Source organism: Pseudomonas sp. GW823-FHT06E10, from assembly GCF_058794995.1.
Genome location: NZ_JBXAHJ010000013.1, coordinates 159,828 through 186,086, shown reverse-complemented (window position 1 = coordinate 186,086; position 26,259 = coordinate 159,828). Strand labels below are relative to the sequence as shown.

Sequence of the window (26,259 nt, the reverse complement as noted above, 5' to 3'; positions counted from 1 at the left end):
CCGGACATGAAAATCGCTTTTATCGGTCTGGGCAACATGGGCGCGCCGATGGCGCGCAACCTGATCAAGGCCGGCCATGCACTGCGCCTGGTGGACCTGAACAAAGCCGTGCTGGCGGAACTGGAGCAGCTGGGTGGCAGTATCAGTGCATCGGCCCGTGAAGCGGCAGAGGGCGCCGAACTGGTCATCACCATGCTGCCTGCCGCGGTGCATGTGCGCAGTGTGTGGCTGGGTGAAGACGGCGTGCTCGCCGGTATCGGCAAAGGTGTGCCGGCCGTGGATTGCAGCACCATCGATCCGCAGACCGCGCGGGACGTGGCCACCGCCGCTGCCAAACAAGGCGTGACCATGGCCGATGCACCGGTCTCTGGCGGCACCGGTGGCGCAGCCGCCGGGACGCTGACCTTTATGGTCGGCGCCACCCCCGAACTGTTCGCCACCCTGCAACCGGTACTGGCGCAAATGGGCCGCAACATCGTCCATTGTGGTGAGGTCGGTACCGGGCAAATCGCTAAAATCTGCAACAACCTGCTGCTGGGGATTTCCATGGTCGGCGTCAGCGAAGCCATGGCACTGGGCGATGCCCTGGGCATCGACACCAAGGTGCTGGCGGGCATCATCAACAGTTCCACCGGGCGTTGCTGGAGTTCGGAGATGTACAACCCGTGGCCGGGCATCGTTGAAACAGCACCGGCGTCGCGCGGTTATACCGGTGGTTTCGGTGCCGAACTGATGCTCAAGGATCTGGGGCTGGCCACTGAAGCGGCGCGTCAGGCGCACCAGCCGGTGGTACTCGGCGCGGTGGCCCAGCAGTTGTATCAGGCGATGAGTTTGCGTGGGGAGGGTGGTCAGGACTTCTCGGCGATCATCAATGGCTATCGCAAACCGCAATAGAAGGGCGGTGAAAAAACTGTGGGAGCGAGCTTGCTCGCGATGAGGTCGTTACAGTCGACATTGATGGTGATTGACCCACCGCAATCGCGAGCAAGCTCGCTCCCACAGGGACTGCATATACCCAAAGATATTTACCGGGAGATCACGTCGGGTGATCCCCCGGTTTTTTTGTATCAGGCAAACACGAAATATTTGCGCACGGTTTCCACCACTTCCCAGGTGCCTTTCATTCCCGGTTCGATGACGAAAATGTCGCCGGCGCGCAGGTGGATCGGCGCCATGCCTTCCGGGGTGATGACGCAGTAGCCTTCCTGGAAATGGCAGTACTCCCACTTCACATATTCGACGTACCACTTGCCCGGCGTGCAGATCCAGGTGCCCATGATCTTGCTGCCGTCTTCACTCGTGTAGGCGTTGAGGTTGACGGTGTGCGGGTCGCCTTCGAGTTTTTCCCATTTGCAGGCGTCGAGCACGGGCAGCGGGTGGGTATCGCGAAGTACGGTAATCGGTGCGGTCATGATGACTCCGGGCAGTGGGCTCAAGAACTGAAGTCGCACCCTATAGCGCCTGCCCATCGTTCAGTTGTCTGTGCTCGACACTGAGCTGTCCAGAAACGCACAACCCTCAAGGACGGGTCAGCGGGCAGTCGAGCCTGGATTGTTCGAGGCTGTTCTCGAACTCGACCAATTGTGAGTGCTGTTGCGACAGCGCCGCTATCCGCTCGGCGATTTCCTGTTTTTTGCTGGCGATGATCTGGTGTGCCCGTTCCCATGGCAACTGCGGACCCTGATGTCCGGCGAAGACCGACTGCAATTCCTTGAGCCTGAAACCCAACTGCTGGGCACATTTGATGAACATCAGCAGGTCGACGCTGTGCTGGTCATAGATGCGGTACTTGCCCTGGCGGCGAGCGGCAGGCAGCAGGCCAATCGACTCGTAATGACGGATGCTTTTGACCGTGGTTCCGGAACGTTGCGCGGCTTGGCCGATGTACATGGGAAGGTCCTTTTCTCCGAGGGTAAAGCTCGGCGCATTATCGACCGACTCAAGCGCTGGCGATAGCTTCGGCTTGCCGCAACCAGGCTGCATGCCGGTCTGCGCTGGCGCCGAGAATTGGCCCGAAGGTGAGGGTTCGGGTTGGCTTGATGCCACAGAACTCCAGCGTGGTTTTGCGGACCTGATGCAAACCGGGCATGCGGTAGATCCATCGGTAGTACCAGGGCGGTGTGTCCATGGTCACCAGCAGGTGGGCGGTTCGGCCGCGCAGGAGTTTGTCGGGGAAGGCTTTGCCCTGGCGATATTTGAAGGCAAAACCCGGCAAGAACACCCGGTCGAAAAAGCCCTTGAGCAAGGCCGGTACGCCACCCCACCAGATCGGATAAACCAGCGTCAGCTGTTCGGCCCACAGGATATCGGCCTGGGCGTTACGCAAGTCGGCTTCCAGCGGCTGGACCTGTTGATAGCCTTCGCGCAGCACCGGGTCAAAATCCATGCTGCCCAGAAACAATTGACGCACTTCATGCCCGGCGCGCACTGCCGACTGTGTGTAACGCTCGGCAAGGGCGGCGCAGAAGCTGTTGCCGGACGGATGCCCGAGTATCACCAGTATTCGTTTACCCATCATCGCTGTCCTTGAAGATCAAACCTCAAGGATAAAGTCTGCCCCTCAGGGGAGAGTCAAGGCGTGCAGCAGGGCCTTGGCATAGCCGGGTAATGCGGCGAAGTCCCGGGCACAGAGCAGCAGTTTGCGTTGGCCCCAGGGTTCTTGCAGGGCGAGGCTTTTGAAGGGTAGTCCGGCGGACCCGCGTTCGACCGCGGCCAGCGGTACGATTGCCAGTCCCGCCCCTCGGGCGACCATGCGCATCACGCCATCGAAACCGTCGGCGCGGATGCGAATCTGCATGCGCAGACCGGCGTGCAGTGCCTGCTCTTCCAGGTACACCGCCAGCGCGCTGTTGGCATTCAGGCCAACGTAGTCGTGATGCAACGTGTCGGTGAAGCTCACTGAGGTTGCATGAGACAAGGGATGTTCCCGGGGCATGATCAGCACCAGCGGATCATCGCGAAACGCTCGGGTCTGCAGGTCATCGGTGTCCACCGCGTCGGAAACGATGCCCAGGTCCGCCGCACCCTGGCGCAAGGCGTGGGTGATGCGGGTGCTGGGCAGTTCCTGCAAGTCGATGTCGAGGTTGGGATGGCTATGCAGGAAATCCGCGAGCAGCTCTGGCAGGTACTCGGTGATCGCCGTGGTGTTGCACAGCAGCCGCACCTGGCCTTTGACGCCCTGGGCGTATTCGGCCAGTTCCTGTTGCAGGCGTTCGGCCTGTTGCAGCAGAACCCGGGCGTGTCGGGCCAGGGCATTGCCGGCCGGCGTCGGGCTGACCCCACGACGATTGCGCTGAAGAAATTCGACGCCCAGCGACGCCTCCATGGCGCGAATTCGCGCGCTGGCCGCTGCCAGGGACAAATGACTGCGCGCGGCACCGGCGGTGATGTTGCCGGTGTCGAGGATGTTCAGGTACAGGCGCAGGTCGGTCAGGTCGAAGTGCATTGCGGCAACCTCTGGATGTGTGTTGTCAGGGAGGCCGCCATCGCGAGCAAGCTCGCTCCCACAGGAGATTTGTGAACAACAGATAACTACTATGGGAGCGAGCTTGCTCGCGATGGCGTCAGATACCGCACCCGATTATTCAGCCTCTTGTCTGAAGAGAGGCAGCCTCAGTATATGGCAGATTTTCAATCAACCCCCGCGGGCTCACCATGGCCCCATGAATACACTCTCGGCGTTTTATCAGCATCTCGGCTTGGCCCTTTCGCTGTTGGTGATCGGTACCTTTGTGCTGGCCGGCATGATCAAGGGCGTGATCGGCCTCGGCCTGCCGACCGTTGCCATGGGCCTGCTCGGTCTGGCTATGGCGCCGACGCAGGCTGCGGCGCTGCTGATCATTCCGGCGACCCTGACCAACATTTGGCAACTGGCATTCGGCGGGCATCTGTCGGGGCTGGCCAAGCGGTTATGGCCGATGTTGCTGGCGATTTTCATTGGCACCGGGGCAGGCACGCTGTGGGTCGGCATGAGCGGTGGCCATTGGGTGGTGCGGGGGTTGGGCGCGGCATTGTTGCTGTATGCGCTCAGCGGTTTGTTCCTGCCGACTGTGCGCGTGGGGCGGCGCAGCGAACGCTGGCTCGGTCCTCTGTGCGGCGTGCTGACCGGCGTCATCACGTCAGCCACCGGCGTGTTCGTGATTCCGGCGGTGCCCTATCTGCAAGCGCTGGGCTTGAGCAAGGATCAGCTGGTGCAGGCGCTGGGCCTGTCGTTCACCGTCTCGACCCTGGCCCTGGCCGGTGGTTTGCTATGGCGCGGCGCGCTCGGCGGGGGCGAATTGAGCGCATCGCTGTTGGCGCTGATCCCGGCCATGCTCGGCATGTGGCTGGGACAATCGCTGCGCCAGCGGATCAGCGCCCTGTGGTTCAAGCGCGTGTTCTTCGTTGGCCTGGGGGGGCTCGGCGGCCATTTGCTGATCAGCGGCTAGCGGACGACGGACTGATCATGTCGATGGCGCGGATCTCGAAATCCCGTTCCAGGTATTCATCGCGCTGCTCGAGGAACTGCTTCATGTGCGGCAGGTTCGAGTGCACATCGAGGTGGGCCTGGGATTGCCAGATCTCGTAGAAGATGAACAGGGTCGGGTCCTGTTTGTCGCGCAACATGTGGTATTCGATGCAACCGGGTTCGGCTCGGCTCGCTTGCACGTAGCCGCTGAAAAACGCTTCAAAGGCGTCGGATTTTTCCGGACGGGTCTTGGCGTGCAGGATGAATCCCTGGATTTCACTCATCTACATCTCTCCTCAAGTCAGAACTGGCGCCAGTCTAAGGCAACAATCGCCTGTTGATTCGTGCTTGTAGGTCAAATGAATTTTGCCAAATCGACGCTTACTCCGCGTGAGGTCGATCGGTACTCTGCCGCCATCCGATTCCCGACCTTCCCGAGACCTCCCATGAAAAAAGTCCTGTTGCTCAATGGCGGCAAAAAACTTGCACACTCCGACGGCCGCTACAACGCCACCCTGCATGAAGCCGCGTTGAGCGTGCTGGATCGCGGCGGTATGGATGTCAAAACCACTTTCATCGACGAGGGCTACGACGTCGCCGAAGAAGTGGCCAAGTTCCTCTGGGCCGACGTGATCATTTACCAGATGCCCGGCTGGTGGATGGGCGCGCCGTGGACCGTGAAAAAGTACATTGATGAAGTCTTCACCGAAGGCCATGGCAGCCTCTATGCCAGCGACGGTCGCACCCGTTCGGACGCGTCGCAGAAGTACGGCAGCGGCGGCCTGATTCACGGCAAGCAATACATGTTGTCGCTGACCTGGAACGCCCCGCAGCAGGCCTTCGACGACCCGACCGATTTCTTCGAGGCCAAAGGCGTGGACGCGGTGTACTTCCCGTTCCACAAGGCCAACGAGTTCCTGGGCATGACCGGTTTGCCGACGTTCCTGTGTGTGGACGTGATGAAGCGCCCAAACATCGAAGGCGACGTGACGCGCTATGAGCAGCATTTGGCAGAGGTGTTTGGCCTGAAGGCGTAACTGTCAGCTAGTATCGAAAGCTTGAGTTTGTGTGCGGGCTTTTGTGGCGAGGGGGCTTGCCCCCGTTCGGCGGCGAAGCCGTCGTAAAGTCGGTTGACGCGCGATTTCCTGAGCCACCGCGTTTGTGGGTTTTGGGTCCGCTTCGCGCACCAACGGGGGCAAGCCCCCTCGCCACAATGGATTTTCTCTGCACAATAGGGCGGCGCAGGACTATCGATAAGGGACACACGTGAAAGCCAGATCCGATGAGTTGCAGATTTTCGTCTGCGTGATTGAATGCGGGTCGATTTCTGCGGCGGCCGAGCAGGTCGGGCAAACGCCTTCGGCGGTCAGTCGTACGCTGTCGCGGCTGGAGGCCAAGCTCGACACCACGTTGATCAACCGCACCACGCGGCGCATGGACCTGACCGAAGAGGGCAAGTACTTCTTCGAACACGCCAAGCGGATTCTCGATCAGATGGATGAGCTCGAAGAGCGTCTGTCTTCACGCCAGCAAACACCGTCCGGGCGGCTGCGGATCAACGCGGCATCACCGTTCATGCTGCACGCCATCGTGCCCTACATCGATGAATTCCGCAGGCTTTACCCCGACATCCAGCTCGAACTCAACAGCAACGATTTGATCATTGACCTGCTGGAGCAGAGTACCGACATCGCCATTCGCATTGGCACCCTGACCGACTCGACGCTGCATGCCCGCTCCCTGGGTTGCAGCCCGCTGCACATCGTCGCCAGCCCGGCGTACCTGGAAAAATACGGCACACCGCAAGCCGTGGCTGACCTGGCCCACCATACGCTGCTGGGGTTCACCCAGAACGAAGGCCTCAACCAATGGCCGCTGCGTTATGTGCATGGCGATCGCTGGCCGATCCAGGCGTCGATCAGTGCTTCCAGCGGCGAAACCATCCGCCATCTCGCACTGGACGGGCAAGGCATCGCCAGCCTGTCGCATTTCATGACCATCGAAGACATTCGTGCCGGACGCTTGAAGGTGTTGCTGGCCGAGTTCAACAGCGGTTATCGCCAGCCGATCAACGCGGTGTACTACCGCAACTCGCAACTGGCCCTGCGCATTCAGTGCTTCCTGGACTTTATCCAGGGCAAGTTGGCCGATTATGCGAGCGCTGACTTCAAGGGTTGATTCGTGATTGCTGCGCAATGACGAGAGGGGCTGAGCTCGCTTTAGACCGCGTCATCGTTCTTCGCGGGCAAGCCACGCTCCCACAGGTACTGTGTTGTTCGCCCATTTCGTGAATGACACAAAACTTGTGGGAGCGAGCTTGCTCGCGATGGCGTTTGCGCAGGCACAACAACTGGTCGGTCTGACTGCATTTCCGTAACATCCGCACACTCTTTTTCGTCTCTCCCTGTGTGCGGTTCCCAATGAAAGCAAAACGTCTACGCGCCGATGTCCTGGCGGGGCTTACCACTTCCTTCGCCCTGTTGCCCGAGTGCATCGCTTTTGCGCTGGTGGCCCATCTCAATCCGTTGATGGGGCTCTATGGCGCGTTCATCATTTGCACCCTGACCGCGCTGTTCGGTGGGCGACCGGGCATGGTGTCCGGCGCGGCAGGCTCGATGGCCGTGGTGATCGTCGCGCTGGTGGTGCAACACGGTGTGCAGTATCTGCTGGCCACGGTGTTGCTGGGCGGGTTGATCATGATCGCGTTCGGGCTGCTCAAGCTCGGCAAGCTGGTGCGCATGGTGCCGTACCCGGTGATGCTCGGTTTCGTCAACGGCCTGGCGATTGTCATTGCCCTGGCGCAACTGGAGCACTTCAAGAACGGTGAGGCCTGGTTGAGCGGTACGCCGCTGTACATGATGCTCGGGCTGGTCGCGGTGACCATGGCCGTTGTCTATGTGATGCCGCGCCTGACCCGTACGGTGCCACCGGCGCTGGTGGCGATTCTCGGTGTGGGCCTGGCGGTGTATCTGCTTGGCCTGCCGACCCGCACCCTGGGCGACATGGCGCACATTGCCGGTGGCTTGCCGACGCTGGCGCTGCCGGACATTGCGTGGAACCTGGACACCCTGCGCATCATCGCGCCCTACGCGATCGTGATGGCGCTGGTCGGGTTGCTGGAAACCCTGTTGACCCTGAACCTCACCGACGAATTCACCGAAAGTCGTGGTTACCCGGATCGCGAGTGCGTGGCGCTGGGGGCGGCGAATCTGGTGTCCGGTGCGTTCGGCGGCATGGGCGGGTGCGCCATGATCGGCCAGACCGTGATCAACCTCAGCTCCGGCGGTCGCGGGCGTTTGTCCGGGGTGGTGGCGGGGGTGTCGATCCTGTTGTTCATCCTGTTTCTGTCGCCGCTTATCGAGCGCATTCCGCTGGCCGCGCTGGTGGGGGTGATGTTCGTGGTGTCGCAACAGACCTTCGCCTGGGCTTCGTTGCGGGTGCTGAACAAGGTGCCGTTGAACGACGTGCTGGTGATCATCGCGGTGACGGTGATTACCGTTTTCACCGATCTGGCAATGGCAGTGCTCTGCGGGATCATCATCGCGGCGCTCAATTTCGCCTGGCAGCAGGCCCGGCAGCTGTACGCCGACAGTCATCTGGAAACCGACGGCAGCAAGCTGTACCGGGTGCATGGCACGCTGTTCTTCGCCTCGACCACACCCTTCCTCAATCAGTTCGATCCGGCCAATGACCCGGCGCAAGTGACACTTGATTGCCAGCACCTGAGCTTTGTCGACTACTCGGCCATCGCTGCACTGGGCACCTTGCGCGAGCGCTACACCAAGGCCGGCAAGCACCTGCGGGTGCTGCATTTGTCCGAGCGTTGCAAGAAATTGCTCAAGCGTGCCCGGATGCAGCACGACTGAAATCAAACAGGCAGGCGCGATGAAAATCCGCCTGCCTGATTTTCATTATTTGCGACAACTCATACCTCTGCGCGACACGCCTTACCTCTGCACGAAAATTACTTTCACCTCGTTTGAAAATCACCTTTCGAAATGTTTTAAGAGTTTCACAAATATTTCGACGTGACCCTCTCGAGGAGTACCGCATGACCCTGTCCTTCGGCTATTGGCTGCTGGTGTATGCCGCCATCGCCATCATTGCACTGATCGTTCTGATCGCCCGTTACCGGCTCAACCCGTTCATTGTCATCACCCTGATTTCCATTGGCCTGGCGCTGGTCGCCGGGATGCCGCCATCGGGTGTGGTGGGGGCGTATGAGGCCGGGGTCGGCAAGACCTTGGGGCACATTGCGCTGGTAGTGGCGCTGGGCACCATGCTCGGCAAGATGATGGCCGAGTCCGGTGGCGCCGAGCAGGTGGCGCGGACCTTGATCGACCGCTTTGGCGAGAAGAACGCGCATTGGGCGATGGTGACCATCGCGTTTCTGGTGGGGTTGCCGCTGTTCTTCGAAGTCGGTTTCGTCTTGCTGGTGCCGATTGCCTTTACCGTGGCGCGGCGCGTGGGCGTCTCGATCCTGATGGTCGGCTTGCCGATGGTTGCCGGGCTTTCGGTGGTGCATGCGCTGGTACCGCCGCACCCGGCGGCGATGCTGGCGGTGCAGGTGTATCAGGCGTCGGTGGGGCAGACCTTGATGTACGCAATCCTGATCGGCATTCCGACGGCGATCATCGCAGGTCCCCTGTACGCCAAATTCATCGTGCCGCGCATTCAGTTGCCGGCGGAAAACCCGCTGGAACGCCAGTTCCTGGAGCGTGAGCCACGCGACAGCCTGCCGGGTTTCGGCATCACCATGGCGACCATCCTGTTGCCGGTGGTGCTGATGCTGATCGGTGGCTGGGCCAATCTGATTTCTACGCCGGGCAGTGGTTTCAATCAGTTCCTGCTGTTCATCGGCAACTCGGTGATCGCGCTGTTGCTGGCCACCTTGTTGAGTTTCTGGACCCTCGGCCTGGCCCAGGGCTTCAACCGTGAATCGATCCTCAAGTTCACCAACGAATGCCTGGCGCCGACTGCGAGCATCACCTTGCTGGTGGGCGCCGGCGGTGGTTTGAACCGGATTCTGGTAGACGCCGGCGTCACCGACCAGATCGTCGGCCTGGCCCACGAATTTCATTTGTCGCCGCTGTTGATGGGCTGGCTGTTTGCCGCGCTGATGCGTATCGCCACCGGTTCTGCCACTGTGGCTATGACCACCGCTTCAGGCGTGGTCGCGCCAGTGGCCATTGGTCTGGGTTATCCCCATCCGGAGTTGCTGGTGCTGGCGACTGGCGCCGGGTCGGTTATCTTTTCCCACGTCAACGACGGTGGTTTCTGGTTGATCAAGGAATACTTCAACATGACCGTTACCCAGACCTTCAAGACCTGGACCGTGCTTGAGACGTTGATCTCGGTCGTCGCCTTCGGCCTGACCGTTGGCCTTTCTTACCTGATTTAGCCGGAGCCACTTGCATGGACATCCTCTACCAGATCCGCGCCCGTCAGGACTCCTTCAGCGCCGGTGAAGGGCGTATCGCCCGCCTGATGCTCGACGACGTAGGATTTGCCGCCTCCGCCAGTCTTGATGAGCTGGCGCTGCGGGCGGAGGTCAGCAGCGCCACGCTGTCGCGGTTCGCCCGTACGGTCGGCTGCAAGGACCTGCGTGACTTGCGCTTGCAACTGGCCCAGGCCAGCGGCGTCGGCAGCCGGTTTCTCGACCCGGCGGGCACGCCCGAGCAGTCGGCGTTCTACGGGCAGATCGTGGGCGACATCGAGTCGACCTTGCGCCAGCACCTGGCCGCGTTCGATGAGTCGCGTTTCGCCGATGCGGTGAAACTGCTGGGCAAGGCGCGCATGATCCACGCTTTCGGCATGGGCGGCTGCTCGACCCTGTGCAGCGATGAACTGCAAGTGCGCCTGGTACGCCTCGGCTATCCGATTGCGGTGTGCCACGATGCGGTGATGATGCGCGTCACCGCCGCCAGCCTCAGCGCTGAACACGTGGTGATTGTCTGCTCGCTGACCGGGATCACCCCGGAGCTGATTGAAACGGTGGAGCTGGCGCGCAACTATGGCGCAGGCATTCTGGCCATCACCCGGGCAGATTCGCCACTGGCGCAACTGGCCGACATCGTCCTGCCCCTGCAAAGCGCCGAAACCTCGTTCATCTACAAACCCACGGCAGCGCGCTACGGCATGCTGCTGGCCATCGATGTGCTCGCCACCGAGCTGGCCCTGGCCAATCCTGAAGACAATCAAGAACGTCTGCGGCGGATCAAACTCGCCCTCGACGAATACCGCGGCGGCGACGATCACTTGCCGCTGGGAGACTGACATGCAGTACGACACGCTGATTCGCAACGCCCTGATCATCGACGGCAGCAACAGCCCCGGTTACCCCGCCGACGTGGCCATTCTCAACGGGCGCATCGAGCGTATCGGCGACTTGCGCGATGCCCGTGCCAGCGAGGAAATCGACGCGCAGGGCCATGTGCTGGCGCCGGGTTTCATCGACGTGCACACCCATGACGACACCGTGGTGATTCGTCAGCCGCAGATGCTGCCCAAGCTCAGCCAGGGCGTGACCACGGTCATCGTCGGCAACTGCGGGATCAGTGCGTCGCCAGTGAGCTTGCGCGGCGATCCGCCGGACCCGATGAACCTGCTGGGCACGGCCGCTGCGTTCGTTTATCCGACCTTCCGCGACTACCGCGTGGCCATCGAAGCGGCGAACACCACGCTGAACGTTGCCGCGCTGGTCGGTCATACGGCGTTGCGCAGCAATCATCTGGACGACCTGTTTCGCACCGCCACGGCCGATGAAATCAGCGCCATGCGCGAGCAACTGCGCGAAAGCCTTGAGGCCGGCGCCCTGGGCCTGTCTACCGGTCTTGCCTATGCCAGCGCCTTCTCGGCATCGACCGATGAGGTGATGCAACTGACCGAAGAATTGACCGCGTTCGGGGCGGTCTATACCACCCATTTGCGCAGCGAATTCGAGCCGGTGTTGGAGGCCATGGACGAGGCGTACCGTATCGGTCGCCATGCGCAAAGCCCAGTGATCATCTCTCACCTCAAATGTGCCGGCGCCGGTAACTGGGGGCGCAGTCCACAGCTGCTGGCGTCCCTCGAAGAGGCAGCGAAGACCCACCCGGTGGGGTGCGACTGTTATCCCTACGCCGCGAGCTCTTCGACCCTGGACCTCAAGCAGGTGACCGATGCCCACCGCATCACCATCACCTGGTCGACCCCGCATCCGCAGATGGGCGGCCGCGACCTGATGGACATCGCCGCCGAATGGAATCTGCCGTTGCTGGAGGCCGCTCGCCAACTGCAACCGGCCGGTGCGGTGTACTACGGAATGGATGAGGCGGATGTGCGCAAAATCCTCGCGCATCCGCTGTCGATGGTCGGCTCCGACGGCTTGCCGGAAGATCCGTTTCCGCACCCACGCTTGTGGGGCGCATTCCCTCGGGTGCTCGGACATTTCAGCCGCGACGTGGGACTGTTCCCGCTGCACACCGCCGTGCACAAAATGACCGGGCTGTCGGCGGCGCGCTTCGGCTTGAAGGAGCGTGGCGAAATACTCGAAGGCCATTGGGCGGACCTGGTGTTGTTCGACCCGGCGACCATTCGTGATGTCGCCGACTTCAACGACCCACAGCGGGCGGCGGAGGGCATTGAAGGGGTATGGATCAACGGAGTGTTGAGTTACCGTGATGGCCAGGCCAACGGGCGCAGGGAAGGACGGTTTCTGGCCCGGGAAGGGGATTTGCGCACGGGTTTTCAGTGAGTTTCGAGGACTGTGTCACAGTGATGGCACTTTGAAACTAAAGAATGGCATTTCCGCGCCGAATTGCTGACATCAGGCCCGGCTATCATTGTGGTTCGGTTACTTATTTTGTAGGAGCGAGCTTGCTCGCGATGGACGATAGGGCGCAGCGTTTACCCAGTAGACACGCGTCATCGTTAACGACCATCGCGAGCAAGCTCGCTCCTGCAGGTCTTTCATTGTCTGGGAGCAACCCGATGAGCTTCGGCAAAACAACTCCGATCCTGCGTATTTTCGACGAAGCCAAGGCAGTGGAGTTCTACGTCGATTTCCTGGGGTTCAAGATCGACTGGCAACATCGATTCGAAGCGAATTACCCGCTGTACCTGCAAATCTCCCGTGGCGAATGTGTGCTGCACTTGTCCGAACACCATGGCGACAGCACACCGGGGTCTGCGCTGCGGATCGAGACGGATGAGCTGGAGAAGTTTCAGCAGCAACTGTTGGCCAAGCAATACAGGTTTTCCCATCCGCAGATTCAGGCCATGCCTTGGGGCAGCCAGGACATGACCATCGCCGACCCGTTCGGCAATCGGTTGGTGTTCACCAACGCGATAAGTCTCTGAGCCTTCAGCCCCTCAGGTTTAAGCCTTCAGCCTTCGTTCGGCACCCGGTGGGTTTGGCGAAACTCGCCGGGCGGCATCCCGCGCCGGCTTTTGAACGTGCGGTGAAACGAGCGGGGTTCGGTGAAACCCAGGTACTGGGCGATGTCCTGGATCGGCAGGGTGCTGTTGAGCAGGTAATGCTCGGCCAGCTCCTGGCGCAGGTCATCGAGGATCTGCTGGTACGACGTGCCGGCCTGATGCAGCTGGCGTTGCAGCGTGCGCACTGACACCGCGAGATGCTCGGCCACCTGCTCCTTGCGCGGCAGACCTTCCTTGAGCAATTTTCGCAGGATGCTTTTGACCCGCTGTTCCAGCGAAGCGTCCTCCAGTGTGGCCATCAACCCCTGGGCATGTTCTTCCAAGGTGCGCAGCAATTGCGCATCGGCCTGGCGCAATGGCAACTGCAAATACGGCAATGGGACAATCAGCGCCGAATAAGGCTGGTCGAACAGTACCGGACAGTCGAAGAACTGCTCGTACTGTGCCAGCGTCGTGTCGGCCGGACAGGCATGTTCCAGCCAGACGGCAGCCGGTGACATTTGCGTGTCGGCGATCCAGCGCGCGTATTGCAGCCAGGAACCGAGCACGTTTTCCACCAGGTGTCGGCGAATTCGCGGGCGTTGATGGCGGCATGACCAGATCAGGTGCACGTCGCTGCCCTGCACCTCGGCGCGGCTGACGCCCATGTCTCCCACCAGCTTCTCGAACGGCATGATGCGGCTCATGGCGTCGCCCAGTGTCGCGCAGTTCATGGTGATGTAGCCCAGCACGCTCCAGGAGTTGGGCAACACAAAACGCGCGGCGTTGAGACCGAACAACGCATCGCCCGAGTGTTCGCAGAAATAATCGAGCAGCCGTTCATGGGCCTCACCCGGCAACCGCAGGCTGTTGTCACTCAACTGCTGTGCCTGCAACCCGGCAGCCGCCAACGCAGGCTCGATGGCCATGCCCAGTTGTTCGGCATGACGCAGGTATTTGAGCAGCGGCGGAACTGAAGTGAAGCCCAGGGATTGCATGATCGTATTCCTTTGATCAAGGCCCGCGTGCGCGGATGAATGCCCTGAAAGGTAATTTGAAACCACGGCTAAAGTAAATGGCTGACGCCTGCGCGACGTTTGACTCAATTGGCTACTCGAACTGGCCGGATGCGACCGTGACACTTTTCGGCGGCTGACTAGTATGGGGGCCTGAAATATCACTGATCAGAACCGCAAAAGGACACACGCATGCGACGCTGGAACGGCTGGGGAGATGCAACCACGGTGGTCGAACTGCCGGCCCAGGGCGCGAGTTTTCTCGCCCAGCGGGTGGGAGACGGTCGAGCGCTGCCCGATGCGACGCTTGAGACAGCATTGGCCCGCGTGCCCCCGTCGCGGTTGCAGCAACACTTCCTGTACAGCGTGGATGCCCAAGATCGTTTGCTGCATGCGCGAGGGCAGAGCCTGCCGGACTGGCTGGCGTTGCGTGAAGGCGCGCTGGGGAATTATCCCGACGCCGTGGCCTATCCCGTGAACGCTGAACAGATTCGCCGGTTACTGTTGCTCGCCCATGAACAGGATCTGTGCCTGATTCCTTATGGCGGTGGCACCTCGGTGGCCGGTCACATCAACCCGCCGAGTTCCGCGCGGCCGGTGGTGACGGTTTCCCTGGCCCGCATGAATCGCCTGCTGGACCTCGACGAACAGAGCCTGATGGCCACCTTCGGTCCTGGCACCAGCGGACCGCAGGTGGAAAGTCAGCTGCGCGCCCACGGCTACACCCTGGGGCATTTCCCGCAGTCGTGGGAGCTCTCGACCCTGGGTGGTTGGGTCGCCAGCCGCTCTAGTGGCCAGCAGTCGCTGCGCTATGGGCGGATCGAGCAACTGTTCGCCGGCGGGACCCTGGAAACCTTTGCCGGTCCATTGGAAATTCCATCTTTTCCGGCTTCGGCGGCCGGTCCTGATTTGCGCGAAGTGGTGTTGGGCTGTGAGGGCCGCTTCGGGATCATTTCCGAGGTGAAGGTACGGGTCAGTGCTCTGCCCGCCGATGAGCGTTTCTATGGTGTGTTTCTGCCCGATTGGCCCAAGGCGCTGCAAGCCATCCGCCAGTTGGCCCAGGCGCGGGTGCCGCTGTCGATGCTGCGCCTGTCCAACGCGGTGGAAACCGAAACCCAGCTGGCGCTGGCCGGTCACCCGCAGCAGATCGCCTGGCTGGAAAAGTACCTGGCCCTGCGCGGCGCCAGTGAGGGCAAATGCCTGCTGACGTTCGGCGTGACCGGCAATCGACGACAAAATGCGCTGTCCCTGCGCCAGGCCCGGCAGCACCTCAAGGCGTTCGGCGGGGTGTTTACCGGCACCTTGCTCGGCAAGAAGTGGGCGCAGAACCGTTTTCGTTTTCCCTACCTGCGGGAAAACCTGTGGAACGCCGGTTACGTGGTGGACACCCTGGAAACGGCCACTGACTGGAGCAACGTCGATAACCTGCTCACGCTGATCGAAAACAGCCTGCGCGACGCCTTGGCTGCCGAAGGCGAGCGGGTGCATGTCTTCACCCACCTTTCCCATGTCTATGGCGAAGGATCGAGCATCTACACCACCTATGTGTTTCGCCCGGCGGCCGACTACCCCGCCACCCTGGCGCGCTGGCAGGCGCTCAAGCAGGCGGCCAGCCAGACCATCGTCGACAACCACGGCACCATCAGTCACCAGCATGGCGTGGGCAAGGATCACGCGCCGTACCTGCGGCGGGAGAAGGGCGCGCTGGCGATGGACACCCTGCAGGCATTGAGTCGGCACTTTGATCCGGCCGGGCGATTGAACCCTGGCACGCTGTTGCAGGAGTGACGGTCATGAGCCTGGACTGGAACGCGGCGTGGCGACAGCGGGTGCTGCCGACGCTGGCGGATGAAACCTGGGACCTGATCGTCATCGGTGGCGGCATCAGCGGCGCCGGTATCCTGCGCGAAGCCGCGCGCCGAGGGTGGCGTTGCCTGCTGTTGGAGCAGCGCGATTTCGCCTGGGGCACCTCCAGCCGCTCCTCGAAAATGGTCCATGGCGGCTTGCGCTACATCGCCAAGGGCCAGTGGCGCCTGACCCGCGACTCAGTCCGCGAACGCCAGCGTCTGCTCGACGAAGCGCCGGGGCTGGTGGAGCCGATGAGTTTCATGATGCCGCATTACCGTGGCGGTTTTCCCGGACCGCGGGTGCTGGGTGGTTTGCTGTCCATCTATGACGCATTGGCCGGGCGGCGCAGCCATCACTTCCATGACGCGCAACAACTGCGTTATCTGGCGCCCGGGGTGAAGGAAGATGACCTGCTGGGCGGCACCTGTTTTGTCGATGCGCTGACCGATGATGCCCGTCTGGTGATGCGTGTATTGGGCGAGGCCCGGGCCGATGGCGCCGTGGTGCTCAACGGCGTGCGCGTACAGCAATTGCTGCGTGAAGAGGGGCGCGTTTGCGGGGTTCAGGTCGAAGACTGCGAAGGGGGCGGGTTACTGACATTGCGTTGTGGTGCGCTGGCCGTGGCCACCGGCGCGTGGGCCGAGCGCTTGCGCCTGCCCGATGCCCCTCGCCAGTTGCGGCCGTTGCGTGGCAGTCATTTGCTGTTGCCGGGCTGGCGCCTTCCAGTGGCGCAAGCCTTCACCTTCCTGCACGAGCGCGACCGTCGACCGGTGTTCGTTTTCCCGTGGGAGGGTGCCACGGTGGTCGGCACCACGGACCTCGATCATCACGGCGATCTGGACCAGAGCGCGAGCATCAGCTTTGATGAGCTCGACTATCTGCTGGCGGCCTGCAGCCAACAGTTCCCCCAGGCCGAGGTGGTCGCCGCCGATGTGCTGTCGACCTGGTCGGGCGTGCGCCCGGTGGTGGGCAGTGCGGCGGGTGAGCATCAAGACAAGCCGTCGAATGAAACCCGTGAGCATGTGCTGTGGCAGGAGCCTGGTTGCGTGACCCTGGCCGGCGGCAAGCTGACCACCTTTCGCCCGCAGGCGATTGAAGTGCTCAAGGCCTGCGCAACCATGCTCGAGCGCCCCTTCAATGATGACGCCGCGCCGGTGTTCGCCGCCGTACCGCCGCTGGCGATACCGGGGCTCAGCGCCAACCGGTGGCGGCGCCTGGCCGGGCGGCATGGCCGTGACCTGCCGAGGCTGGCGCAACTGATCGCGGAACTCGGCCATGACACCGTCGGCGGCACTGACACCTTGTGGGCGGAGCTGGCCGTTGCCTGCGATGGGGAAATGGTCCTGCACCTGGATGACCTGCTGCTGCGCCGAACCCGCCTGGGCCTGTTGCTGCCGCGCGGTGGCGAGGATTATTTCGCTGCCATTCGCCAACTCTGCCAACCGCGACTGGGTTGGGACGATGAGCATTGGCAGCAGGAATTACAGCGTTATCGGGCGTTGTGGCAACGCCATCATGGTTTGCCGGATGCCGCGCATTGATGCCCATTGAAGAGAGCTCCATGGATAACCACCCGAACAAGCGTTACCTGTTGGCCATCGACAATGGCACCCAGAGCGTGCGCGCGCTGCTCTTCGACCTGCAGGGCAATCTGCTGGGCAAAGGCAAGGTCGAGTTGCAGGCCTATTATTCGACTCAACCCGGCTGGGCCGAACAGGACCCGGAGTATTACTGGGCAAAACTGGGTGAGGCCTGCCAGCAGTTGTGGCAGCAAACCGGCATCGATCGCTCACAGATCGCTGGTGTATCCCTGACCACCCAGCGCGGCACGGTGATCAACGTCGATGCTCAGGGCAAGGCGCTGCGCCCGGCGATCCTGTGGCTCGATCAACGCCAGGCCGAAGTCAAGGGTGGCATCAAGGGACCGTGGGGCTGGCTGTTCAAACTGGTCGGCGCGCAAGCCACAGTGGACTACTTTCGCGCCCAGGCCGAGGCCAACTGGATCGCCCGCCACCAGCCTGAGGTCTGGGCGGCGACCGACAAGTTTTTGCTGCTCTCGGGGTTTCTCACCCATCGCCTGTGTGGGCGCTTTGTCGATTCGGTGGGCTGTTGCGTCGGTTACCTGCCGTTCGACTTCAAGCGCTTGCGCTGGGCCGCCCCCTCCGACTGGAAATGGCAGGCGCTGGCGGTGCGCCCCGAACAACTGCCAAGCCTGCACAAGCCCGGTGAAACCCTCGGCTACATCAGCGCCGAGGCCAGCCGCCACACCGGCATTCCCGAGGGGCTGCCGCTGATTGCCGCGGGTGCCGACAAGGCCTGCGAAGTCGTGGGTTCCGGCGTCGTCGACCCAGGCACCGTGTGCCTTTCCTACGGCACCACGGCGACGATCACCAGCACCCGGTCGCGCTACCTGGAAATCGTCCCGTTGATTCCGCCTTACCCGTCCGCAGTGCCGGATCAATACAACTGCGAGGTGATGATCTATCGCGGCTACTGGATGGTCAGCTGGTTCAAGAACGAGTTCGGCCTGCGGGAAATGCAGCAGGCCAAAGCCCAGGGCGTGGAGCCCGAGCAACTCTTCGATGCGCTGGTCGACGCCGTGCCGCCGGGCTCCATGGGGTTGATGCTGCAACCCTACTGGTCGCCCGGTATCCGCGAGCCGGGTGTCGAAGCCAAGGGCGCGATGATCGGCTTCGGCGACGTGCATACCCGCGCACACATTTACCGGGCGATCCTCGAAGGTCTGGCGTATGCCTTGCGTCAGGGCATGGAGAAAATCGAGAAGCGTTCGAGGGTCTCCATCACGCGCTTGCGCGTTGCCGGAGGTGGCTCCCAGAGTGATGCCGCGATGCAACTCACGGCGAACATTTTCGGCCTGCCGGCCGAGCGTCCGCATGTCTACGAAGCGTCCGGCCTGGGCGCGGCCATTTGCTGCGCGGTGGGGCTGGGGCTGCACGCGGATTTCCCCACGGCGATGGCCGCCATGACCCGGGTCGGTGCGGTATTCATGCCGCAACCCGAGGCGCAGCAGATCTATGAGCGACTGTACAAAGAGGTTTACCTGCGCATGTATCGACAGCTCAAGCCGTTGTACCAGAGCATCCGCAAAATCACTGGTTACCCCGCTTAGGAAAACACCCGGGAACCCTGTGGGAGCGAGCTTGCTCGCGATAGCGGTGTGTCAGTCAAAGTAACTGTTGGCTGACCCACCGCTATCGCGAGCAGGCTCACTCCTACAATGTCCGGGGGTGATTTCATGTCACCTCATGTGGCGCTATCGGAGACCTTTTCTGGTGAGATTGGACAGTGTCAGGGGCAGGGTCGGTTGTTAGGCTCAACCCCCACAGCACATCCAATAAGAACCAAGCAATGAAGCTGACATTCCTCCTGTTGCTGCTTTGTGCAACGGCCCCCACAGCCTGGGGCTGGTCGAACCATACGGTGGGCAGCTACCTGGCGTTGCAGGATTTGCCGGCCTTGCGTGATGCGCCGCAGGTCGAAGTCGAGCCGCTGGAACAGTTTCTTTCGCAGCAATACCAGGCCGTGAGTGCGCTGCTCGATGAGCAGGAGCGCTTCGCCCGCGAGCACTTCGCCCAATACCCGCCGCGCCCCGACAACCTGCGATTGCCAGTCGTGCCTGGGGGCAATCTGCGCCACGACTTCCTCAGCGCACTGCGCATCAACCCCAGGATTCATCTGGCGATGGTCATCCAGCCGATGCCGGGCAAGGATCTGCCCGAGCGTGAACACCTCAAGGCCGAACAAGTCATGGTGCAACAGACGCTTTCACCGTGGAATCGCCAGCGCTTCATCGTTGTCGCTGACCACGAACAAGTCGCGCCCCTGGCCGTGTTGGCCAGCGCTGCCGATGAGCCGGATTACGGCCACGACATCAACCTGTTCAGTGACAACCCCGGCGAAGTCGGCGCGTTGTACGGCTTCGGCCCGCAGCCTTTCGGCGACGCCCGGTTTCAGTACAGCTCCCAGGCGCCGTTCCATATGGGCTTCTTCCATGAAAGCCCGGTGGTGTACGCCGCTGCCGGGTTTCTTCAGCGCAGCTGGCCGGACTGGCGCGCCTACCAGTACATGGGCTTGGCGCGACTGGCGTTTGCCACTGGCCATCCTTATTGGGGCTATCGATTTCTCGGTTGGGGCCTGCACCACGTTCAGGACCTGACCCAGCCTTATCACGCCAAGCCGCTGCCGGGTGTCGAACTGGCGAGCCTGCTGGTGCTGGAAGGCAAGGCCCTGGCCGGCTTCGATGCGGACAAACATGCCGCCATCGAACGGGTCGCCACCCGACACATGGAAGTGGAGAAGTATCAGTCGACCTGGCTTCGTCGCCTGCTGCGCGCCGGCCAGGCACACCCGATGCTCGACGCTTATGCCGACTCTGCACAGGACGCCCATTACCCACCGTATTCGGTGGACTACCTGCGTGAAGTGGTGAGTGCCGAGTCCATCGACGAATCCACGGCGTTTGATGAAGCCATCGGCCAGTGGTTGGACACGGCACCGACCACCAGCGATTTCAGCAGCGGTAATCAGCTGCAGCGCGAAGACTTCGACCATCCGGCACTCAACCGGCAGCTGTTCAAACTGCTGGGGCATTTCGGCGCCCACAGCCGGATTTACGCCCGTGCGGGATTGGCGCCATAGCCATCGCAGCCACACTTTCAGAACACAAAAACAATAAAACCAGGGAAAGAGGAACGGATCATGAGCACTCGATTTCGCCTGTCTGGCGCGGCGCTTCCCGGCGTGGGCCTGGCAGGGCTGCTGCAACTGTGCGCGGTCGACGGCGTGCAGGCCAAGGAGTTCAGCGTGCTGGACAACCAGATCACCGGTTCATTCGACAGTACCTTGTCCTATGGCCGCTTGTGGCGGGTCCAGGGTCGGGACAAAAACAACGACGACGTCAACACCAACGACGGCAATCGCAACTTCGACACCGGGTTGGTTTCCGAGGTGTACAAGATCACCTCGGAGCTTGAGGCCAACTATCAGAACTACGGGATGTTCGTGCGCGGCACCGCGTTCTATGACACCCAACTGATGGACAAGCGCAACGATTACTACCGCAACAACAACCCGTCGCAACCCAGTCAGAGTTTCCCGCAGGACGACCACTTTACTGACCAGACCCGCGATATCGCCGGCAGCCGGGTGGAGATGCTCGATGCCTACCTCTATGGCAACTGGGACGTTGCGCAGATGCCAGTCACGGCCCGTGTCGGGCGCCAGGTGTTCAACTGGGGTGAGGGGATTTTCTACCGTGGCGGGGTCAACACCACCAACCCGGTGGACGCGGCCAAATACCGTTTGCCCGGGGCTGAAGTCAAGGAAGTGCTGGTGCCGGTGGAAGCGCTGAGCTTCAACATCGGCCTGACCGACAGCCTGACCATGGAAAGCTTTTACCAGACGAACTGGAAGGAAACCCGCATCGACCCGGTCGGCACGTTCTACTCGCAGACGGACCTGTTCGCCGACGGCGGCAACACCGCCTACAACAACTTTACCGGTACCGCCCTGGACACCCCGGTGCCTGGCTTCGGCAACGTGATCGATCTGTACAGCGCGCTGGGCAACAACCCGCTGCTCAGCCAGGCCCTGAGCGCCACCGGCCTGTACGCCAACGGGGTCACCCCGGCCTTTGGCAACACCGTCAAAGTGGCCTCGGTCGGCAAGGATTACAACGCGCGCAACGACGGCCAGTTCGGTTTCGCTTTTCGCTACATCGTAGAAGAGCTCAACAGCACCGAGTTCGGGTTGTACATGGTCAACTACCACGCCAAGGAACCGACCATTTCCGCCGATCTGGGTGGGTACAAGGGCATCGACATGAACGCCCTGACCAACCTGTTGGCCGGTGTTGCCGGCAGCCAGGCGGGGCAACTGGCCAACGGCCTGGCGACCATGGATGTGCTGGGCAATATTCAGGCGCATCGGCGCTACGCCGAAGACATCCGCATGTACGGCTTCAGTTTCAACACCACCCTGGGCCAGGCGTCGGTTTTCGGTGAAGTGGCCTATCGGCCGAACCTGCCCATCGGGGTCGCCGCCACCAACGACCTGATCGGCGACCTGGCCAACGGCGCCGCCGCAGCGGCAGGCGGCCAGACCATCAACATCGGCGGGCAGCAAGTCACGCTCGACAGCCAGATCAATAACGCCGAGCGGGTGGAAGCGTTCAACACATCCATGGGCACCATTTACAACTTTGGCCCGAGCCTGTCATTCGACTCGATGTTCGGCGTATTCGAGCTGGCGTCCGAGCACCTGCGCGGCAGCAGCCTGCAATACACCGCTTATGACGGCAGTACCCGTTACTACGCTGGCACCGGTAACTTTTCCTATGTGTCCGGCGGCGAACGCAGCGATCAGGTCAACCGCAACTCCTACAGCTACACCGCGATGCTCAACGGCACCTGGAACGACGTGTATGCCGGGGTCAACGTCTCGCCTTATGTCGTCTACAAGGATGACTTCAAGGGCAACAGTTACCAGGCGGGCAACATCATCGAGGGCCGCAAGGCCTACACCCTGGGGATCAAGGCCAACTACCAGAACAAGCTGGAGGCCGAGCTGCAATACACCGAGTTCTACGGCGGTGGGCAGGACAACGGCCTGCGTGACCGCGACAACGTCGGCTTCAACCTCAAGTACTTCCTTTGATTGCTACACGCAGACCCATTGTGGGAGCGGGCTTGCTCGCGAAAGCGGTGTATCAGGCGACATCTGTGCTGGATGTGCCGCCCTCTTCGCGAGCAAGCCCGCTCCCACAGGTTTTTGTATTTCGGAGAACGTCCATGTTTGACCTTCCACAACTGACCAAGACCACGCTGGCGCTGCTCCTGAGCCTGGCCGCCGGCAACGCGCTGGCCGCGATCTCGCCCCAGCAGGCCGAGCAATTGAAAACCACGTTGACACCGCTGGGGGCCGAGCGTGCCGGCAATGCGGCCGGGACCATTCCGGCCTGGAACGGCGGCATCACTCAGGCACCGGCGGGCTACAAGCCGGGCCAGCATCACCTGGACCCGTATGCGGCGGACAAGCCCCTGTTCACCATCACCAAGGCCACCCTTGAACAGTACAAGGCCCACCTCAGCCCGGGTCAGATCGCACTGTTCAACAGCTACCCCGACACCTTCCAGATGCCGGTCTATCCCTCTCGCCGCTCGGGCGCGGCGCCGCAGTGGCTGTATGACAACACCTTGAAAAACGCGACCTCGGCCAAGCTGCTCGATGGCGGCACCGGTTTTGACGATGCCTATGGCGGTGTGCCGTTCCCGGTGCCCAAGGATGGCATCGAGGTGCTGTGGAACCACATCACCCGTTATCGCGGTATCTATGTGGTCCGTCGTGCCTCCGAAGCGCCGGTACAACGCAACGGCAGCTTCGCGCTCGTGACCTCGCAGCAGGAGGGGCTCTTCAACTATTACCGTCCGAGCGGGCAGTTTGCCGACCTGAAAAACATCCTGTTCTATTACCTGGCGTTCGTGAAGAGCCCGGCCCGGCTGGCGGGCGGTGCGGCGTTGGTTCACGAGACCCTGGACCAGCTCAAGGACCCGCGTCAGGCCTGGGTCTACGACGCGGGCCAGCGCCGTGTGCGCCGGGCGCCGAACCTCGCGTATGACACCCCGATCGCCTCATCCGACGGCCTGCGCACGGCGGACGATACGGACCTGTTCAACGGCTCGCCAGACCGCTACGACTGGAAGCTCAAGGGCAAGCAAGAGGTCTACATCCCCTATAACAATTACAAGGTCGGCAGCCCTGAGGTGAAGTACGAGCAGTTGCTCACACCGGGCCACCTCAACCCGCAATTCACCCGTTATGAGCTGCATCGGGTCTGGGTGGTCGAAGGCACGCTCAAGCCGGGCGCGCGGCATATCTATTCCAAGCGCGTGCTGTTTCTTGACGAGGACAGTTGGGGCGCCGCATTGGTGGATCAATATGACGGGCGTGGGGAGTTGTGGCGGGTGTCGATGGCCTACCTGAAAAACTTCTACGACCTGCCCACCACCTGGAGTGCGCTGGACGTATTCCATGACTTGCAGGCGCGTCGTTACTACGTGCAGAACCTGGATAACGAAGAGCCGGGCACAGTGGACTTTGCCCAGCCGGTGCCCGAAGACGCGTACTTCATGCCGTCGGCATTGCGCCAGCGCGGGACGCGGTGAGGGCGTAAGTCTTGGAAAGTTGCAGTCAGTCAGACCTCAATCGCGGAAAACCGGTCCTGTAGGAGCGAGCTCGCTCGCGAAGTACCTGCCAGCGCCGCGGTCATTCAGAATGCACGCGTTATCGTTGACCACCATCGCGAGCAAGCTCGCTCCTACAGGACGAGCCTGTTCGCGATTGGATGGTCGATTCAGCGAGCGATGAACGTCAGACGCGGAAGTGGCTCACCATCTGCTGCAATTGACCACCCAACCGCGCCAGTTCAATGCTGGACTTGGCGGTCTCATCGCTCGCCGCAGCAGTCTGCTCGGACACATCGCGCACGTTGATGATGCTGCGGCTGATCTCTTCGGCCACGGCACTTTGCTGTTCGGCAGCGGCGGCGATCTGCTGGTTCATCGACTGGATGTTGGACACCGTGCGGGTGATGTTCTCCAGTGACTCGCCGGCCTTGCGGGTGAGGGCCACGCTGCTGTCGGTGAGGACGCGGCTGTTGTTCATCACGGCGGACACTTGTTGCGTGCCGTTCTGCAGACCGGCCACCAGGCCTTCGATTTCCTCGGTGGATTTCTGCGTGCGCTGGGCCAGGCCGCGGACCTCGTCGGCCACCACTGCAAAACCACGACCGGCTTCACCGGCACGGGCCGCTTCGATGGCGGCATTGAGTGCCAGCAGGTTGGTCTGTTCGGCGACGGCCTTGATCACGTCCATGACGCTGCCGATCTTGTCGCTTTCCTGTTGCAGCACACTCATGGCTTCGGTGGAGCGCACCACTTCGCTGGCCAGGCGCTCGATCTGGGCGATGGCTTCGTTGACCACTTTGTCGCCTTCACGGGCTTCGCCGTCCGCCGCTGCAGCGGCTTGCGAGGCTTCTTCGGCGTTGCGCGCGACTTCCTGCACGGTGGCGGTCATCTCGTGCATGGCGGTAGCGACCTGATCGGTCTCGACTTTCTGGCTGTTGACCCCGGCACTGGTCTGCTCGGTCACGGCCGACAGCTCTTCGGCGGCGCTGGCGATCTGGGTCACGCCGTCGCGGATGCCGCTGATCAAGTCGCGCAGGGTTACGCCCATACGAGCGATGCCTTGTTGCAAGACGCCGAGTTCGTCGCGACGGGTGACCAGCACATTGTGGGACAGGTCACCGCTGGCGATGCGATCGACCACCGCCAGGGTTTCGCGCAATGGGCGAGTGATCTGGCGAGTGATGACCACGGCGGCAATGACGCCCACCAGCAGTGCCAGCAACGTGCTGATCAGTTGCAGGGTACGGGCCTGGGCACTTTCGGCATCACGGCGGTCGAGCTGGATCTGATACAGCTGATCGCTCTGGGACACGATGGCGGCGCCCTGTTCGGTCATTTCCTTACGCGCCTGCACCGCGTCATTGCTGGCGGCCTTGTAGGTCTGCAAGGCGCTGCGGTAGTTGCCCAGCGCGGTTTCCAGCTGACGCAAGGCGTCTTGTTGGGAATCGGCGAAATGCACGTTCAGCGGTTTCAGGCTGGCGATGGTGGCGTCCAGTTGACCGACGGCTTTTTGCTCGGTCTCGGCATTGGTACTGGCGGTGTAGCCACGCACTTCGTACCGCGCCAGCAGGAACGCTTCCTTGGCAGCCGTTATGGCCTGGAACTGTTCGAAACGCTGGTCGCTCAGCGGCATTTGCTGCACGCGGGTATTGATGTCATTGATCAGCGTGTTGGCGGTTTCGGCGTTGGCACTCATGGCGTCGCGGGCGCTGTTGCCGGCGCGATAGGCGCTGCGCATCTTGCCCAGGGACGTCCTGTAGGCGTCGATGACGGCGCCTTGCTCGCGCAGCAGCTTGAGGTTTTCCGGGCTCTTGAACTTCGCCAGCAGGGCTTGCTGCTGGGCCGAGAAGGCGTCGAGGGTGGTCTGCACGTTCTGCGCGGCGGTTTCGTCGCCGTTGGTCAGCATGTATTGCAGGCGAACCACGCGCAGCTTGGTCAGGCCGGCGTTTAGCTGGGTGATGTCGCTCATCCAGTTGCTGCGGTCGATCAACCCGCCCAGGCTGGTCCAGCCGGTCAGGGCCAGGACGCAGGTCAGTGCCAGGACCAGGCCAAACCCCAGGCCCAGTTTCAGGTTCACGCTGATGTTGCCGAACCAGCTATTCATCTCATTCCTCCAGGAACTTGGTACTTCTTTATCGTCGGTTGGCTGGAAGATTGTTTTTTTTGGAAGCCGCCAAGCGGTGTAAGCAGGATGTATCGGCAGCAATCCCGGGAGCTGAAAGGTTTTTTCCACACGGTTCTGTAACAAGACGTTTACAGCGCCTTTAAGCTTTTTTTCACATGGGTTTCACCAGCCACCGACGCGGGTTTCCTTAACCTGCCGGTATCTGATGAGGTAGTGCGTGCC

The 26,259-nt window shown here is 61.8% G+C and carries 22 protein-coding genes and 1 pseudogene; 15 read left to right on the top strand and 8 right to left on the bottom strand.

Going from position 1 to position 26,259, the window contains the following annotated elements:
- The first annotated feature begins 6 nt into the window (after window positions 1-6).
- Complete coding sequence (mmsB, locus tag AC1Q6Y_RS21040) at window positions 7-894, top strand: 3-hydroxyisobutyrate dehydrogenase (RefSeq protein WP_349733808.1); 888 nt, start codon at window positions 7-9, stop codon at window positions 892-894.
- A gap of 173 nt (window positions 895-1,067) precedes the next feature.
- On the opposite strand, the gene AC1Q6Y_RS21035 is transcribed toward mmsB, so the two are convergent.
- The 4 genes from AC1Q6Y_RS21035 to AC1Q6Y_RS21020 all read right to left on the bottom strand — a co-directional run bounded on the left by AC1Q6Y_RS21035 (window position 1,068) and on the right by AC1Q6Y_RS21020 (window position 3,445).
- Window positions 1,068-1,412 (bottom strand): cupin domain-containing protein, encoded by a 345-nt coding sequence (locus tag AC1Q6Y_RS21035; protein WP_007988984.1) that lies wholly within the window; start codon window positions 1,410-1,412, stop codon window positions 1,068-1,070.
- Window positions 1,413-1,518: 106 nt separating this feature from the next.
- Complete coding sequence (locus tag AC1Q6Y_RS21030; protein ID WP_154861531.1) at window positions 1,519-1,890, bottom strand: MerR family transcriptional regulator; 372 nt, start codon at window positions 1,888-1,890, stop codon at window positions 1,519-1,521.
- Window positions 1,891-1,939: 49 nt separating this feature from the next.
- Window positions 1,940-2,518 carry an NAD(P)H-dependent oxidoreductase gene (locus AC1Q6Y_RS21025; RefSeq protein ID WP_090452976.1) on the bottom strand — a complete coding sequence of 193 codons (579 nt, stop codon included), beginning with the start codon at window positions 2,516-2,518 and terminating at the stop codon, window positions 1,940-1,942.
- 42 nt (window positions 2,519-2,560) lie between these two features.
- Window positions 2,561-3,445 (bottom strand): LysR family transcriptional regulator, encoded by an 885-nt coding sequence (locus AC1Q6Y_RS21020; protein WP_150812861.1) that lies wholly within the window; start codon window positions 3,443-3,445, stop codon window positions 2,561-2,563.
- Window positions 3,446-3,662: 217 nt separating this feature from the next.
- Here AC1Q6Y_RS21020 and AC1Q6Y_RS21015 point away from each other — a divergent pair, with 217 nt between their 5' ends.
- Window positions 3,663-4,427 (top strand): sulfite exporter TauE/SafE family protein, encoded by a 765-nt coding sequence (locus tag AC1Q6Y_RS21015; RefSeq protein WP_057716514.1) that lies wholly within the window; start codon window positions 3,663-3,665, stop codon window positions 4,425-4,427.
- Here the strand turns inward: AC1Q6Y_RS21015 and AC1Q6Y_RS21010 are convergent.
- The gene (locus AC1Q6Y_RS21010; RefSeq protein ID WP_057716513.1) at window positions 4,417-4,731 is read right to left on the bottom strand and encodes a putative quinol monooxygenase; all 315 of its coding nucleotides are present in this window, start codon (window positions 4,729-4,731) and stop codon (window positions 4,417-4,419) included. The genes AC1Q6Y_RS21015 and AC1Q6Y_RS21010 overlap by 11 nt on opposite strands.
- A 162-nt stretch (window positions 4,732-4,893) precedes the next feature.
- Here AC1Q6Y_RS21010 and mdaB point away from each other — a divergent pair, with 162 nt between their 5' ends.
- From mdaB to AC1Q6Y_RS20975, 7 genes are all read left to right on the top strand, one after another.
- A complete protein-coding gene (gene mdaB, locus AC1Q6Y_RS21005) occupies window positions 4,894-5,484 on the top strand; it encodes an NADPH:quinone oxidoreductase MdaB (RefSeq protein ID WP_492625082.1) in 591 nt (196 codons plus the stop codon).
- A gap of 229 nt (window positions 5,485-5,713) precedes the next feature.
- Window positions 5,714-6,625: a LysR family transcriptional regulator gene (locus AC1Q6Y_RS21000; RefSeq protein ID WP_223502861.1), complete on the top strand. Its 912-nt coding sequence runs from the start codon at window positions 5,714-5,716 to the stop codon at window positions 6,623-6,625.
- A gap of 242 nt (window positions 6,626-6,867) precedes the next feature.
- Window positions 6,868-8,313, top strand: a complete 1,446-nt coding sequence (locus tag AC1Q6Y_RS20995) for a SulP family inorganic anion transporter (RefSeq protein ID WP_057716510.1) — start codon at window positions 6,868-6,870, stop codon at window positions 8,311-8,313.
- Between the two features lie 185 nt (window positions 8,314-8,498).
- Window positions 8,499-9,848 carry a GntT/GntP/DsdX family permease gene (locus AC1Q6Y_RS20990; RefSeq protein WP_008047545.1) on the top strand — a complete coding sequence of 450 codons (1,350 nt, stop codon included), beginning with the start codon at window positions 8,499-8,501 and terminating at the stop codon, window positions 9,846-9,848.
- A gap of 14 nt (window positions 9,849-9,862) precedes the next feature.
- Window positions 9,863-10,723 carry a MurR/RpiR family transcriptional regulator gene (locus AC1Q6Y_RS20985; RefSeq protein WP_218494849.1) on the top strand — a complete coding sequence of 287 codons (861 nt, stop codon included), beginning with the start codon at window positions 9,863-9,865 and terminating at the stop codon, window positions 10,721-10,723.
- Window position 10,724: 1 nt separating this feature from the next.
- The gene (locus tag AC1Q6Y_RS20980; RefSeq protein WP_340316707.1) at window positions 10,725-12,182 is read left to right on the top strand and encodes a D-aminoacylase; all 1,458 of its coding nucleotides are present in this window, start codon (window positions 10,725-10,727) and stop codon (window positions 12,180-12,182) included.
- Between the two features lie 236 nt (window positions 12,183-12,418).
- Entirely contained in the window at window positions 12,419-12,787 is a 369-nt protein-coding gene (locus AC1Q6Y_RS20975) for a glyoxalase superfamily protein (RefSeq protein ID WP_154910464.1), read from the top strand.
- Between the two features lie 26 nt (window positions 12,788-12,813).
- On the opposite strand, the gene gliR is transcribed toward AC1Q6Y_RS20975, so the two are convergent.
- Window positions 12,814-13,842, bottom strand: coding sequence for an AraC family transcriptional regulator GliR (gliR, locus tag AC1Q6Y_RS20970; protein ID WP_492625081.1), 1,029 nt, complete (start codon window positions 13,840-13,842; stop codon window positions 12,814-12,816).
- A 210-nt stretch (window positions 13,843-14,052) separates the two neighbouring features.
- On the opposite strand from gliR, the gene AC1Q6Y_RS20965 reads away from it, so the two are divergent.
- The 6 genes from AC1Q6Y_RS20965 to AC1Q6Y_RS20940 all read left to right on the top strand — a co-directional run bounded on the left by AC1Q6Y_RS20965 (window position 14,053) and on the right by AC1Q6Y_RS20940 (window position 23,891).
- Window positions 14,053-15,648: an FAD-binding oxidoreductase gene (locus AC1Q6Y_RS20965; RefSeq protein ID WP_492625080.1), complete on the top strand. Its 1,596-nt coding sequence runs from the start codon at window positions 14,053-14,055 to the stop codon at window positions 15,646-15,648.
- Between the two features lie 5 nt (window positions 15,649-15,653).
- Window positions 15,654-17,249: a glycerol-3-phosphate dehydrogenase/oxidase gene (locus AC1Q6Y_RS20960; protein ID WP_223502865.1), complete on the top strand. Its 1,596-nt coding sequence runs from the start codon at window positions 15,654-15,656 to the stop codon at window positions 17,247-17,249.
- 20 nt (window positions 17,250-17,269) lie between these two features.
- Complete coding sequence (locus tag AC1Q6Y_RS20955; protein WP_090453000.1) at window positions 17,270-18,838, top strand: FGGY-family carbohydrate kinase; 1,569 nt, start codon at window positions 17,270-17,272, stop codon at window positions 18,836-18,838.
- 239 nt (window positions 18,839-19,077) lie between these two features.
- Window positions 19,078-20,367, top strand: coding sequence for a phospholipase (locus tag AC1Q6Y_RS20950; protein WP_492625079.1), 1,290 nt, complete (start codon window positions 19,078-19,080; stop codon window positions 20,365-20,367).
- Between the two features lie 60 nt (window positions 20,368-20,427).
- Window positions 20,428-22,383 carry a DUF1302 domain-containing protein gene (locus tag AC1Q6Y_RS20945; RefSeq protein WP_492625078.1) on the top strand — a complete coding sequence of 652 codons (1,956 nt, stop codon included), beginning with the start codon at window positions 20,428-20,430 and terminating at the stop codon, window positions 22,381-22,383.
- A gap of 134 nt (window positions 22,384-22,517) precedes the next feature.
- Window positions 22,518-23,891: a DUF1329 domain-containing protein gene (locus AC1Q6Y_RS20940; RefSeq protein WP_492625077.1), complete on the top strand. Its 1,374-nt coding sequence runs from the start codon at window positions 22,518-22,520 to the stop codon at window positions 23,889-23,891.
- A gap of 205 nt (window positions 23,892-24,096) precedes the next feature.
- On the opposite strand, the gene AC1Q6Y_RS20935 is transcribed toward AC1Q6Y_RS20940, so the two are convergent.
- Together AC1Q6Y_RS20935 and AC1Q6Y_RS20930 are read right to left on the bottom strand one after the other, a co-directional pair.
- Window positions 24,097-24,801, bottom strand: coding sequence for a methyl-accepting chemotaxis protein (locus AC1Q6Y_RS20935; protein WP_429520837.1), 705 nt, complete (start codon window positions 24,799-24,801; stop codon window positions 24,097-24,099).
- Between the two features lie 201 nt (window positions 24,802-25,002).
- Window positions 25,003-25,881: pseudogene (locus AC1Q6Y_RS20930) on the bottom strand (methyl-accepting chemotaxis protein); the annotation flags it as partial.
- Between the last annotated feature and the right edge of the window lie 378 nt (window positions 25,882-26,259).

Coding starts and splice junctions, on each gene's coding strand:
- AC1Q6Y_RS20960 (WP_223502865.1), top strand. CDS start 15,654: ATGAGCCTGGACTGGAACGCGGCGTGGCGACAGCGGGTGCTGCCGACG.
- AC1Q6Y_RS20955 (WP_090453000.1), top strand. CDS start 17,270: ATGGATAACCACCCGAACAAGCGTTACCTGTTGGCCATCGACAATGGC.
- AC1Q6Y_RS20985 (WP_218494849.1), top strand. CDS start 9,863: ATGGACATCCTCTACCAGATCCGCGCCCGTCAGGACTCCTTCAGCGCC.
- AC1Q6Y_RS21025 (WP_090452976.1), bottom strand. CDS start 2,518: ATGATGGGTAAACGAATACTGGTGATACTCGGGCATCCGTCCGGCAAC.
- AC1Q6Y_RS21035 (WP_007988984.1), bottom strand. CDS start 1,412: ATGACCGCACCGATTACCGTACTTCGCGATACCCACCCGCTGCCCGTG.
- AC1Q6Y_RS20975 (WP_154910464.1), top strand. CDS start 12,419: ATGAGCTTCGGCAAAACAACTCCGATCCTGCGTATTTTCGACGAAGCC.
- AC1Q6Y_RS20940 (WP_492625077.1), top strand. CDS start 22,518: ATGTTTGACCTTCCACAACTGACCAAGACCACGCTGGCGCTGCTCCTG.
- AC1Q6Y_RS21015 (WP_057716514.1), top strand. CDS start 3,663: ATGAATACACTCTCGGCGTTTTATCAGCATCTCGGCTTGGCCCTTTCG.
- AC1Q6Y_RS21020 (WP_150812861.1), bottom strand. CDS start 3,445: ATGCACTTCGACCTGACCGACCTGCGCCTGTACCTGAACATCCTCGAC.
- AC1Q6Y_RS20995 (WP_057716510.1), top strand. CDS start 6,868: ATGAAAGCAAAACGTCTACGCGCCGATGTCCTGGCGGGGCTTACCACT.
- mmsB (WP_349733808.1), top strand. CDS start 7: ATGAAAATCGCTTTTATCGGTCTGGGCAACATGGGCGCGCCGATGGCG.
- AC1Q6Y_RS21010 (WP_057716513.1), bottom strand. CDS start 4,731: ATGAGTGAAATCCAGGGATTCATCCTGCACGCCAAGACCCGTCCGGAA.
- gliR (WP_492625081.1), bottom strand. CDS start 13,842: ATGCAATCCCTGGGCTTCACTTCAGTTCCGCCGCTGCTCAAATACCTG.
- AC1Q6Y_RS20980 (WP_340316707.1), top strand. CDS start 10,725: ATGCAGTACGACACGCTGATTCGCAACGCCCTGATCATCGACGGCAGC.
- AC1Q6Y_RS20950 (WP_492625079.1), top strand. CDS start 19,078: ATGAAGCTGACATTCCTCCTGTTGCTGCTTTGTGCAACGGCCCCCACA.
- AC1Q6Y_RS21030 (WP_154861531.1), bottom strand. CDS start 1,890: ATGTACATCGGCCAAGCCGCGCAACGTTCCGGAACCACGGTCAAAAGC.
- AC1Q6Y_RS20990 (WP_008047545.1), top strand. CDS start 8,499: ATGACCCTGTCCTTCGGCTATTGGCTGCTGGTGTATGCCGCCATCGCC.
- mdaB (WP_492625082.1), top strand. CDS start 4,894: ATGAAAAAAGTCCTGTTGCTCAATGGCGGCAAAAAACTTGCACACTCC.
- AC1Q6Y_RS20945 (WP_492625078.1), top strand. CDS start 20,428: ATGAGCACTCGATTTCGCCTGTCTGGCGCGGCGCTTCCCGGCGTGGGC.
- AC1Q6Y_RS20965 (WP_492625080.1), top strand. CDS start 14,053: ATGCGACGCTGGAACGGCTGGGGAGATGCAACCACGGTGGTCGAACTG.
- AC1Q6Y_RS20935 (WP_429520837.1), bottom strand. CDS start 24,801: ATGACCGCCACCGTGCAGGAAGTCGCGCGCAACGCCGAAGAAGCCTCG.